Source organism: Roseateles amylovorans (genome assembly GCF_025398155.2).
Taxonomy (GTDB): Bacteria; Pseudomonadota; Gammaproteobacteria; order Burkholderiales; family Burkholderiaceae_C; genus Roseateles; species Roseateles amylovorans.
The window spans coordinates 1,907,351-1,919,311 of record NZ_CP104562.2; the positions used below are offsets into that span (position 1 = coordinate 1,907,351).

Sequence of the window (11,961 nt, forward strand, 5' to 3'; positions counted from 1 at the left end):
CGGACCTGCACATGTCTGTGCCGATCCTCTTCCGATCTGCAGTCGATCCATTTCCGATGGGCCGGCGATCGATTTTTGATCGGCGCCCGCTCGGCCCCCGCTCGGTTCCCGATCAGGTGGGCGAGTAGCCCAGCCGCACGTAGATGGGCGCGAAGGCTTCGGCCTGGGTGATCTCGATCAGCCGTTCGCGAGACAGCTCGAGCATCGCGATGAAGCTCACCACCAGCACCTGGGGGCCGCGATCGAGCTCGAACAGATCTTCGAACTCGACGAAGCGCTGGCCCTGCAACTTCCTGAGCAGATGGCTCATGTACTCGCGCACGGACAGCTGCTCGCGGGTGATCTTGTGATGCTGATTGAGCTTGGCCCGACGCATCAGGTCGGCCCAGGCGGCGCGCAGGTCGTCCACATGCACCTCGGGTAGACGGGGTGCGAGCGATTGCTCGATGTGGATCTGGGCGCGCAGGAAGTCGCGGCCGAGCACCGGCAACTGGTCGAGCCGCAGGGCGGCCTGCTTCATCTGCTCATATTCCAGCAGCCGGCGGACCAGTTCGGCGCGGGGATCTTCGGGTTCTGCGCCGTCTTCCGACTTCTTGGGCGGAAGCAGCATCCGGGATTTGATCTCGATCAGCATGGCGGCCATCAGCAGGTACTCGCTGGCGAGTTCCAGGTTGTGGCGGCGGAGCTGTTCGACGTAGCTGAGGTACTGGCGGGTGACCTCGGCCAGCGGGATGTCGAGGATGTTGAAGTTCTGTTTGCGGATCAGGTAGAGCAGCAGGTCCAGCGGGCCTTGGAAGGCTTCGAGGAAGACTTCCAGGGCATCCGGCGGGATGTAGAGGTCCTGCGGCATCGCGAACAGCGGCTCGCCGTACAGGCGGGCGACGGCCACGCCGTCGACGGTGTCGGGCGTGGACGAATCGCCGCCCTGGCTGGCCGGAGGGTCCGGCAAGGACAGGGCGGGATCGGGGAGATCGGTGGAATCGCTCACCAGGCGTGCGGGGAGGGGCGGGCCGGAGGGGGCAGCTCCGGGCCGGCGCTTAGTCCGACTTGGTCTGGTAGACGTAGGGCTGTTGCTCCACGCGTGACGCGCGATAGTTGGCCTGGTCTTCGCGGTTCAGTTCGCGATCCCACAGCAGGCCGCGGCCGGCGCGCTGTTCAGCTTCGAGCGTCGGCTTCTTGGCCTTCAGCTCGTCGATGAAGTTGGTGATTTCGGACTTGTAGGGCTTCCAGAACAGCGGCATGGCGAAATCGTCTAGGAGGAAATTAGAAAGCGATTCTAGTGGCCCGCTTCATTGCGCGGGCATCGTGATCCGTCAGCGTCGCCGGCCGACCCTACCCGCAGAGCCCGAGCGTCGGCATTTCCAGCCCGCTCGGCGCACTCCCAAGGCGTCAGCAGCGAACAGCGAACAGCGAACAGTGAATAGCGAGGCAGCGTACCCACCCCACCACCCCAGCCCAGCAGAGCCCGTGCCCTGGCTTTGCCAGGTCACTGGGCTCGCCCCCTGAGGGGGCCGGCGTTAGCCGGTAGGGGGGGCCATCCATCCACCAGGTCACTGGGCTCGCCCCCTGAGGAGGCCGGCGTCGCCGGTCTGGGGGGAGCCCATCCACCAGCAGAGCCCGTGCCCTGGCTCCGCCAGGTCACCGGGCTCGCCCCCTGAGGGGGCCGGCGTCAGCCGGTAGGGGGGGAGCCCTTCACCCAATCCGCATGCCGGGCTGGGCGCCGGGGAAGGGCTCGAGCACGTAGATGCCGGGGTTGGCTTTCTGGTCCGCATGGCTGGCGGCCAGCACCATGCCTTCGGACACGCCGAACTTCATCTTGCGCGGTGCCAGGTTGGCCACCATCACCGTCAGCTTGCCTTCGAGCTGCTCGGGCTGATAGGCGCTCCGGATGCCGCTGAACACATTGCGCAGCCGGCCCTCGCCGACATCCAACGTCAGACGCAGCAGCTTGTCCGAGCCCTCGACCAGCTCCGCCTTCACGATCTTGGCCACCCGCAGGTCCACCTTCGCGAAGTCGTCGATCTTGATCTCCGGAGCCAGCTCCTCGCCGCCGGGAATCACCTTGGGCGGCGCGGGCGGCTCGAACAGGGCTTCGAGCAACTTCGGATCCACACGCTGCATCAGATGCTGATAGCCGCCGATGCGGTGGCCGCCCAGCGAGCGGTCCGCATCATCGAAGTCCATCGGCGCGACCTGCAGGAAGGACTCGACGCTGCCCACCAGCGCGGGCAGCACCGGCTTCAGATAGATCGACAGCACCCGGAAGGCCTCGATGCACACGGTGCAGACGTCCTGCAGCACCTGATCCTGGCCGGCCTGCTTGGCAATGTCCCAAGGCTTGTTCTGGTCCACATATTCGTTGACCCGATCGGCCAGCAGCATGATCTCGCGCAGCGCCTTGCCGAACTCGCGGGTCTCGTACAGCTCCAGGATCGTCGCCTTGTGCGCGCGCAGACCGTCCAGCAGCACCCGGCCCTCGACGCCCACATCGGCAGACAGCTGTCCGTCGAAGCGCTTGGTCAGGAAGCCGGCCGCCCGGCTGGCGATGTTGATGTACTTGCCGACCAGGTCCGAGTTGACGCGGGCGACGAAGTCTTCCGGATTGAAGTCGACGTCCTCGACCTTGCTGTTGAGCTTGGCGGCGAGGTAGTAACGCAGCCATTCCGGGTTCATGCCCAGCGACAGGTACTTCAGCGGATCCAGCCCGGTGCCGCGGCTCTTGCTCATCTTCTCGCCGCCGTTGACGGTCAGGAAGCCATGCACGAACACATGGTTGGGCGTCTTGCGGCCGCTGAAGTGCAGCATCGCCGGCCAGAACAGCGTGTGGAAGTAGGTGATGTCCTTGCCGATGAAGTGCACCTGCTCGGCCGCCGGATCCTTGAAGAACGCGTCGAAGTCACGGCCGGTCTTGCCGAAGTAGTTCTTCAGCGACGCCAGATAGCCGATGGGCGCGTCCAACCAGACATAGAAGTACTTGCCCGGCGCGTCCGGGATCTCGATGCCGAAGTAGGGGGCATCGCGGCTGATGTCCCAGTCGCCCAGGCCGCCGTTGCCGTCATCGTCCTTGGTGAACCATTCCTTGATCTTGTTGAGCACTTCCTGCTGCAGCCGGCCCGGGGTCTGGGTCCATTGCTCCAGGAACTCGACGCAGCGCGGATCGGACAGCTTGAAGAAGTAGTGCTCGGAGCTCTTCAGCACCGGCGTGGCGCCGGTCAGCACCGAGAACGGATGCTTGAGCTCGGTGGGTGTGTAGACCGCACCGCAGACCTCGCAGGAATCGCCGTACTGGTCCTTCGCGCCGCACTTGGGGCATTCGCCCTTGATGAAGCGGTCGGGCAGGAACATCGACTTCTGCGGGTCGAAGAACTGTTCGATCGTCTTGACCGAGATCAGCTCATTCGCTCGCAGCGACTTGTAGATCTCCTTGGACAGCTCGTGGTTCTCGGCGCCGTCGGTCGAGTGCCAGTTGTCGAAGCTGATGTGGAAACCATCCAGGTACTGCTTGCGGCCGGCGGCGATGTCCGCCACGAACTGTTGCGGTGTCTTGCCGGCCTTTTCCGCGGCGATCATGATCGGCGCGCCATGGGCGTCGTCGGCGCAGACGAAGTGCACCTCGTTGCCCAACATGCGCTGGAAGCGCACCCAGATGTCGGCCTGGGTGTACTCCATGATGTGGCCAATGTGGAAATTCGCATTGGCGTAGGGCAGGGCGGTGGTGACGAAGAGCTTGCGTGTCATGGCGCGGAGTGGGCGTGCGGGGAGAGCGCGGCGCGCGGACTCGGTGAACGGCCGGCGCTTGCGGAAGAACCGAGGATTTTAGGCGTCAGACGGGCGCACCGGCGCGCTTCTGTCCGTCAGCCTGCGCGACCTGTGTCGGACGGGCCGCATAGCGCTGCGCCAGCCAGGAGCACAGGATCAGCTGCAACTGGTGATAGAACATGATGGGCAGGACGATCACGCCGACCGCCGGATGGGCGCCGAACAGCAGTTTGGCCATCGGCACGCCGGAGGCCAGCGTCTTCTTGGAGCCGCAGAACACGGCGGTGATCTCGTCCTCCACCGACAGTCCCATCGCCCGGGCGGCCCATCGGCTCAGCATCACCACCACCAGCAGGAACACGGCACTGCCCAGCGCGGCTTTGACCAGCAGCTCCGCGCCGTGGTCCCGCCACAGCCCGGAGGCCACCGAGTCACTGAAGGCCGACAGCACCAGCAAGATGATCACCCAGCGGTCCACCAAGGAGATCCTGGCCTTGTGACGCTGATGGAAGCTCAGCAGCAACGGTCGCAGCAATTGCCCGGCGACCAGCGGCAGCAGCAGCAATTGAGTCAGTTTCCAGACTGCTTCGCCAAACGGCAGCGTGGCGCCGCTGGTGCCGGCCATCAGCGCCACCAGCGCCGGTGTCAGCACGATCCCGAGCAGGCTGGAGGCGCTGGCATTGAAGATCGCGGCCGGCACGTTCCCCCGTGCCAGCACGGTCATGGCGACGGAGGAGGAGATCGTTGACGGCAGCGCACACAGATAGGCGAATCCCAGGGCGAGGTCGGGCGGCAACCAGCGTCCGAAGAGCGCCGTGAAGCCCCACCACAGCAGCGGAAACAGCGCATAGGTGCAGAGCTGGACCAGGAGGTGGATGCGCCATTTCAGCGCGCCGTCGCGCAAGGCGGCGGTGGACAGGCCCAGGCCGGTCAGGAAGAACACCAGCGCCACGCCCCAGTTGCTGACCACATCCAGCCGAAGCAGTCCGCCGCTGCGGCCCAGGTCCGGCCAGACGCTGGCCAAGGCCACTGCGCCGACCAGCGCCAACAAAAACCACTCCTTGCGGAGCCGTCCCCAAAGATCGACCGATTTGCTCATGCGGCGACTCTAGCGGGATCACGGCGGGCGCCCTCATCTTTGTCCGCGCAGAGCGAACGGGCGAATCGGTCCGGCCGACCTGGCCGCCCGAGGGTCGCCCATCGATGGTTCACACCATTCATCGAACGTTGACGCGCCGGCCGTCCGCACAACCGAGGGACATCGTCGCGCGACCGAACGATGGAGGGTCAGCTGTGCGCCCGTCGCGCGATTTCGGTTCGAATTTCACCCGATTGAGGGGGCGCATCGACCGGCTGCCGGGGCAGCGTTCCTTCCTTTGGCAGAGGAATGACTTCGATCTGCAGTTCAACGTCCGGCGCTAAATGCTTGATTTGCAAGGAACCGTAAAGCTATCCACTGTGCCTGTGGATAACTGTGTGGGAAACCTGCCGACTAACTTCCTAAACCCTTGATTGACCGTGCTGCGAGGTTCCGTGCCTCATTTCCAGGCATTGGACATTGCGCTATATAAATCAACCACTTAGCGATCTGGCGGGACAACACGAAAGCGGCGTGCCCCACCTTCTGTTCGCTGGCGTCAGGAACGCGCATGTGGGGATAAGTCAAGCCCCCGATCGATGATTTTCGGCTTGACAGGCCGTTCCTGACCCCCGAAGCAGCGACCCGTCTGGGTCCCGATTCCGTCCCCATCGGGGCCCGGGGCCGCTGGTGGGCGGACCGGCTCACCTGCAAGTGGCAGTCAGTTCATCCGTTTTATTTGTCATCGTGATGACGGGACGGCTCGACCGCCTGCGGAGGTGTGCCCACCCCCAAACATGGGGGCTGTGCGGCCGTTTAATCCCGAAGCCATGGGATCGACCCTGAAAGCGAGGGCGTGGCGCACCGCTAAACTCCGCGTTTTGCAATCGCACCCACCCCACTACATGGCGCAGGTTTTGTCGGGATCGATGAGCGGACGTAGCCCGGCGGGTAAATCGCCGGATCTGTTTGAACTGAAGAGCGCCTCGCTGAGCCTGCTCGCCTTGGTGCTGAAGTCGTCCGACGTTCACGCCTTGACGCAGGCGCTGGACAGCCGTCTCGGCGAGACGCCGGACGCCTTCCACCATGACCCGCTGTTGTTGGACCTGAGCCAGCTGCCGAACGAACCTGTCGGCGATGACAAGCCGCCGTCGATTCCTGCGGTGGGTGACGATGGGCAACTCAGCCTGCATCCCGAGCCCGAGCCCGAGCCCGCGCCGGAGCCCGAGCGCCAACCGGAATCGGTCAGCAGCCCGACCAGCGATGCGGCGCGCATCGACCTGGCGGTGCTGCTGCCGCTGCTGCGCCGGTATCGGCTTCAGCCTGTCGGCGTGATGGGGGCGAATGCGGCCGAGCTGGCGCAGGCCACCGAACTCGGGCTGGCCGAAGCGCCGGACCTGGGCCAGCCCGCAGTGCGTGCCGAGCCGCGTGTCAAAACCGTGGTGCAGCAGGTCATCAAGGAAGTGGTGGTGGAGCGTCAGGTGGAGGTTGCGGTGCCGACAGAGTCGCGCACGGTCTTCGTCGACAAGCCGCTGCGATCCGGGCAACAGGTCTATGCCAAGGGCGCCGATCTGGTGGTGCTAGCGCTGGTCAGCCATGGGGCGGAAGTCATTGCCGACGGCAACATCCATGTCTATGCGCCCTTGCGTGGCAAGGCAATTGCCGGAGCACGCGGCAACACCAACGCCCGCATCTTCGCCACGAGCCTGGAAGCCGAACTGATCGCCATCGCCGGGATCTACCGCACCACTGAAAACCCGCTGCCCGAGGCGGTGCTGGGCAAGCCCGCGCAGGTGCGGCTGGACGGTGAAAAGCTGCTGATGGAGCCGCTGGGCACCTGAGCGGCAGGCGGTGATCGTCGACCGGCATCTGGCCAGCGCGAACGGCCCCAACGAATTTGATTGAGCTGCAACGACAGCGACCGAAACACTGAAAGGACCTCGACCCATGACCAAGATCGTTGTGGTGACTTCCGGCAAAGGTGGTGTGGGCAAGACCACCACCAGTGCCAGTTTTGCCACCGGACTGGCGATGCGCGGCTACAAGACGGCCGTGATCGATTTCGACGTCGGCTTGCGCAACCTCGACCTGATCATGGGTTGCGAGCGTCGTGTCGTGTATGACCTGATCAACGTCATCAACGACGAGGTCAAACTGGGCCAGGCGCTGATCAAGGACAAGCAGCTCGACAAGCTCTTCATCCTGGCGGCCTCGCAAACCCGGGACAAGGATGCGCTCAAGCAAGAGGGCGTGGAGCGTGTGCTGGAAGAGCTCAAGGCGATGGAGTTCGACTACATCGTCTGCGACTCGCCGGCCGGCATCGAAACCGGCGCCTTGATGGCCATGCACTATGCGGATGAGGCGCTGGTGGTCACCAACCCCGAGGTGTCCTCGGTGCGCGATTCCGATCGCATCCTGGGCATGCTCAACAGCAAGACCAAGCGCGCGATCGAAGGCAAGGAGCCGGTCAAGGAGCATCTGCTCATCACCCGCTACAACCCCAACCGGGTCGAAGGCGGCCAGATGCTCTCTCTGGAGGACATCCACGAGATTTTGCGCACGCCGCTCATCGGCGTTGTCCCTGAAAGCGAGATCGTGCTGCAGGCCTCCAACCAGGGCCTGCCGGCGATCCACATGAAGGGCTCCGACGTGGCCGAGGCTTATGCTGATGTCGTGGCGCGTTTCCTGGGCGAAGACAAGCCGATGCGATTCATCGAGGCGGTCAAGCCGGGCTTCTTCAAGCGTCTGTTCAGTCGCTGACCTTCACCGGGAGAGACCATGGGATTCATGTCCTTCTTCCTGGGCGAAAAGAAAAGCACCGCCAGCGTTGCCAAGGAGCGCCTGCAGCTGATCCTCGCCCACGAACGCAACGGTCGCGGCGCCAGCCCCGACTACCTGCCGCAACTGCAGCGTGAGCTGCTGGCGGTCATTTCCAAGTACGTCGCCATCAATCCGGACGACATCAAGGTGCACATGGAACGTCAGGACGACCTCGAAGTGCTCGAGGTCAAGATCGAACTGCCGGAGGGGCGCAAGCCCTGACCCCGGCAAGGTCCCTTGGCCACGGACTTCTCTCCGTCCACTGACCACTGACCACTGAACACTGACCACTGACCTCCACCGATCGGCCTGCGCATTTCAGCGCGCGGGTCGATGCAGTGGGATTCTTTGACGTGATCGGTGGTTCGAGAGCCGGAGAGACCGTCGGCCACGAGGGCGAATGCGGAGCGTCTGAGCCAGCGTGGTCGACGGTCTCTGCGGCTGCGCTCGTTGGGGGTCTTTCGCAAGGGAACAGAGACCGCCGACCTGCTCAGTTCAGTGCGTTGGGCCGCGAGGGCATGGGGCCTTGGCAGGGCCAAAACCCCAAGCCCTCCCGTCCTCGAACCACCCAGGACTGAGACGATTTGGGACCGAGGCATCGCGTCGGTGGGTGGCGTGGGCCTGCCTGTCGAAGGGCGCCGTGCGCTTGGGGCAAACCTCGGTGATCCGCTGAGCCGGAGAGACCGTCGGCCACGAGGGCGAATGCGGAGCGTCTGAGCCAGCGTGGTCGACGGTCTCTGCGGCTGCGCTCGTTGGGGGTCTTTCGCAAGGGAACAGAGACCGCCGACCTGCTCAGTTCAGTGCGTTGGGCCGCGAGGGCATGGGGCCTTGGCAGGGCCAAAACCCCAAGCCCTCCCGTCCTCGAACCACCCAGGACTGAGACGATTTGGGACCGAGGCATCGCGTCGGTGGGTGGCGTGGGCCTGCCTGTCGAAGGGCGCCGTGCGCTTGGGGCAAACCTCGGTGATCCGCTGAGCCGGAGAGACCGTCGGCCACGAGGGCGAATGCGGAGCGTCTGAGCCAGCGTGGTCGACGGTCTCTGCGGCTGCGCTCGTTGGGGGTCTTTCGCAAGGGAACAGAGACCGCCGACCTGCTCAGTTCAGTGCGTTGGGCCGCGAGGGCATGGGGCCTTGGCAGGGCCAAAACCCCAAGCCCTCCCGTCCTCGAACCACCCAGGACTGAGACGATTTGGGACCGAGGCATCGCGTCGGTGGGTGGCGTGGGCCTGCCTGTCGAAGGGCGCCGTGCGCTTGGGGCAAACCTCGGTGATCCGCTGAGCCGGAGAGACCGTCGGCCACGAGGGCGAATGCGGAGCGTCTGAGCCAGCGTGGTCGACGGTCTCTGCGGCTGCGCTCGTTGGGGGTCTTTCGCAAGGGAACAGAGACCGCCGACCTGCTCAGTTCAGTGCGTTGGGCCGCGAGGGCATGGGGCCTTGGCAGGGCCAAAACCCCAAGCCCTCCCGTCCTCGAACCACAGAGGACTGAGACGATTTGGGACCGAGGCATCGCGTCGGTGGGTGGCGTGGGCCTGTCTGTCGAAGGGCGCCGTGCGCTTGGGGCAAACCTCGGTGATCCGCCGAGCCGGAGAGACCGTCGGCCACGAGGGCGAATGCGAAGCGTCTGAGCCAGCGTGGCCGACGGTCTCTCCGGCTGCGCTCGTTGGGGGTCTTTCGCAAGGGAATGGAGACCGCCGACCTGCTCGGTCCGGCGCGTTGGGCCGCGAGGGCATGGGGAATTGGCAGGGCCAAAACCCCAAGCCCTCCCGTCACTCGAACCACCGAGGACTGATCGAGATCGGCACCGAGGACATCGTCCCAGCAGCTCAATCTCGAGCGAGTAGCCCGAGGAGACCAACACCGAGCGCCTCGCCCGAGCGCCACGGCCGAACAGGTTGGCTGTCGCGAGCGCTCGGTGCGAGGCCGGGCGGTGCTGTGAGGTGCTTACCGCAGCTTGAAGCTGGCGACCGCGTCGACGAGCTGCGCCGACTGATCCCGGAGGCTTTCTGCGGCGGCGGCGGATTCCTCGACCAGCGCGGCATTCTGCTGGGTCATCTGGTCCAGCTGATGCACCGCCTGGCCAATCTCGCCCAGGGTCAGCGACTGGGCCGCACTGGAGGAGGAGATCTCCCCAATGATGCGCGTCACGCGCTGCACGCTTTCCACCACCTCACGCATCGTCGCGCCGGTGTCTCCCACCAGCCGACTGCCGCCATCCACACGCTCCACCGAGGCAGAGATCAGCGACTTGATTTCCTTGGCCGCCTCCGCGCTGCGTTGCGCCAGCGAGCGCACTTCGCTCGCCACCACCGCAAAGCCGCGGCCTTGCTCGCCCGCGCGGGCCGCTTCCACCGCCGCGTTCAGCGCCAGGATGTTGGTCTGGAAGGCGATGCCGTCAATCACGCCGATGATGTCGGAGATCTTGTTGGACGACTGCTGGATGTCGTTCATCGTGCTGATGACCTGCTCCACCATCGCACCGCCGCGACCCGCCACCTCCGACGCGGTCTGCGCCAGGGTGTCGGCCTCTCGCGCCGCCTCGGCGTTCAGCTTCACGCCTTCGCTCAGTTGGGCCATGGCGGCGCCGGTTTCTTCCAGGCTGCTGGCCGCCTGCTCGGTGCGGTTGGAGAGATCGGCATTGCCCGTGGCAATTTCACTGGAGGCATTGCGCACCTGATCGGCCGCGCTGCGCACGCCGGAGATGGTGGTCGCCAGACGGGCCTGCATCTCCAGCAGCGAACGATTGAGCGCAGCCACTTCGTCCTGGCCTTCGGCGTTGCCGCTGCGGCTCAGGTCGCCGTCGGCGATGGCCTGGCTCAGCGTCTGGGCCTGCTCCAGCGGCTCGGTGACGGAACGAGTGATCACCAGCGCAATGCCCACGCCCAGCAGGATGGCCACGGCCATCAGCGACATCACCAGCACCCGCGTGCTCTGCGCCTCCGCTTGCGCCTCCACGCGCGCCGCCTGGAGCAGGTCGCGGGTGTGGTCGGCGAAGCGCTCGATGCTTTCCAGATACGCATTCATCGCCGGGATCAGTTCCGTGGCGGCACGGGCCTTGATGTCCTCGCCACCCGCCTTGACCTTCACCAGCGCGTCTCGCGCGTCCTGGTACTTCTTGCGCGCTTCACCGATCTGGTCGATGAGCTTGGCGCCTTCGGCTTCCTTGACGTTTTCGTCGAGCTCCTTCTGGATCTTGTCGATCCGGGCGGAGAGCTCCTTGGAGCGCGCGGTGAAGGCCTTCACGAAGGCCTCGTCGTCCATCACCAGCGCCACGATGCGGCGCTGGATGTTGCCCTCGGTCAGCCCCGCCCATTGACGGGAGATCTCCAGCACATGCATGTCGACTTCCACCAGGCGCTCGATGCGCTGATGCAGCATCGACACCCGCAGGATGCCCACGGTCGAGGCCACGGCCATCAGCACGATCACCAGGGCGAATCCGGCCAGCACGCGACTGCGCAGTCGCCATTGGTTGAGCTTCATCATCTCCACATCCTTTTTTTCCCGATTGGTTTGCTTGTTTTCTTGGCTTCTTGCCGGCGGGTGCGCCAGCGATTTCAGCAAACCGACATGCTGCATCCTCAGGGTTGCTCCTGATGCATCGAAAAGAGGGGCCTTTGTGAATTGCGACGCGAACCCAGCCCGCTGTCACGCCGTCGTCACCGGACCTGGGCGATTTCGACGGGGGCGAGGGCGATTGGCATCGCGCGAACCGCGGTGACGGATGGTGGTTCCAGTGGGCCTGATTTCGACCGGACCACGCGCAAGAGGCCAGGTCTGGCGGCAACATGCCGAGCTCATGCCGAGGTGATGCCGAGGTTCAGGTCGACCCGGGCGGGCGCGGCGCCACGATCACCGGTGGGGCCGGCGGGGGCGGCAGGTCGAACAGGTTGATGGCGGCCGGCGCTTCCAGCACCAGGTCGGACCGCGCGCAGGCCACGCACGGCAGGATCCAGCCCTCCGCCTTCTCCTCGCGCGACAGACCCGGCCATTCGATGCGGTAATCGATCGTTCCCGCCGCCAGCTTGGCGATGCAGGCCCGGCAGGTGCCGTTGCGGCAGGAGTGGGGCAGCCGCAGGCCCATGTCCAGCGCCGCCAGCAGCAGTGTCTGGTCGGGCGGCGCCTCAAAGCGCCAGCCTTGGGGTCGGAGTTCGACGCTGAAGGACGCTGCGTCAGGCAGGGTCTGGCTGTCCGCGCTGCCTTCGCGTGCGTCGGTGGGGGACTGGCCTGCGACGGTGTCGATGGACGTGGGGTCGTTCATCCCGCCATCATGCCTGCGCGCCATCTGCCGAGACATCGATGCACCGAC

At 65.3% G+C, this 11,961-nt stretch carries 9 protein-coding genes; 3 read left to right on the forward strand and 6 right to left on the reverse strand.

All coding sequences use genetic code 11. The features are described 5' to 3' along the window. Positions 1-112: 112 nt before the first annotated feature. The 4 genes from N4261_RS08190 to N4261_RS08205 form a co-directional block, all read right to left on the reverse strand. The gene (locus N4261_RS08190) at positions 113-955 is read right to left on the reverse strand and encodes a segregation and condensation protein A (RefSeq protein WP_261760650.1); all 843 of its coding nucleotides are present in this window, start codon (positions 953-955) and stop codon (positions 113-115) included. A gap of 82 nt (positions 956-1,037) precedes the next feature. Further along, on the reverse strand, positions 1,038-1,241 hold the full coding sequence (locus N4261_RS08195) for a DUF3460 family protein (protein WP_261759674.1): 204 nt from the start codon (positions 1,239-1,241) through the stop codon (positions 1,038-1,040). 451 nt (positions 1,242-1,692) lie between these two features. Beyond that, entirely contained in the window at positions 1,693-3,738 is a 2,046-nt protein-coding gene (gene metG, locus N4261_RS08200) for a methionine--tRNA ligase (RefSeq protein ID WP_261759675.1), read from the reverse strand. A gap of 85 nt (positions 3,739-3,823) precedes the next feature. Further along, positions 3,824-4,858, reverse strand: coding sequence for a bile acid:sodium symporter family protein (locus N4261_RS08205; protein ID WP_261759676.1), 1,035 nt, complete (start codon positions 4,856-4,858; stop codon positions 3,824-3,826). Positions 4,859-5,766: 908 nt separating this feature from the next. Here N4261_RS08205 and minC point away from each other — a divergent pair. The 3 genes from minC (at position 5,767) to minE (ending at position 7,879) form a co-directional block, all read left to right on the forward strand. Continuing rightward, complete coding sequence (gene minC / locus N4261_RS08210; RefSeq protein WP_261759677.1) at positions 5,767-6,678, forward strand: septum site-determining protein MinC; 912 nt, start codon at positions 5,767-5,769, stop codon at positions 6,676-6,678. Between the two features lie 106 nt (positions 6,679-6,784). Beyond that, complete coding sequence (gene minD / locus N4261_RS08215; protein WP_261759678.1) at positions 6,785-7,597, forward strand: septum site-determining protein MinD; 813 nt, start codon at positions 6,785-6,787, stop codon at positions 7,595-7,597. An 18-nt stretch (positions 7,598-7,615) separates the two neighbouring features. Beyond that, positions 7,616-7,879: a cell division topological specificity factor MinE gene (gene minE / locus N4261_RS08220; protein WP_261759679.1), complete on the forward strand. Its 264-nt coding sequence runs from the start codon at positions 7,616-7,618 to the stop codon at positions 7,877-7,879. A 1,717-nt stretch (positions 7,880-9,596) separates the two neighbouring features. Here the strand turns inward: minE and N4261_RS26040 are convergent. Together N4261_RS26040 and N4261_RS08235 are read right to left on the reverse strand one after the other, a co-directional pair. Next, on the reverse strand, positions 9,597-11,138 hold the full coding sequence (locus N4261_RS26040; RefSeq protein WP_290428855.1) for a methyl-accepting chemotaxis protein: 1,542 nt from the start codon (positions 11,136-11,138) through the stop codon (positions 9,597-9,599). 334 nt (positions 11,139-11,472) lie between these two features. Beyond that, the gene (locus N4261_RS08235; RefSeq protein WP_261760651.1) at positions 11,473-11,832 is read right to left on the reverse strand and encodes a 2Fe-2S iron-sulfur cluster-binding protein; all 360 of its coding nucleotides are present in this window, start codon (positions 11,830-11,832) and stop codon (positions 11,473-11,475) included. Between the last annotated feature and the right edge of the window lie 129 nt (positions 11,833-11,961).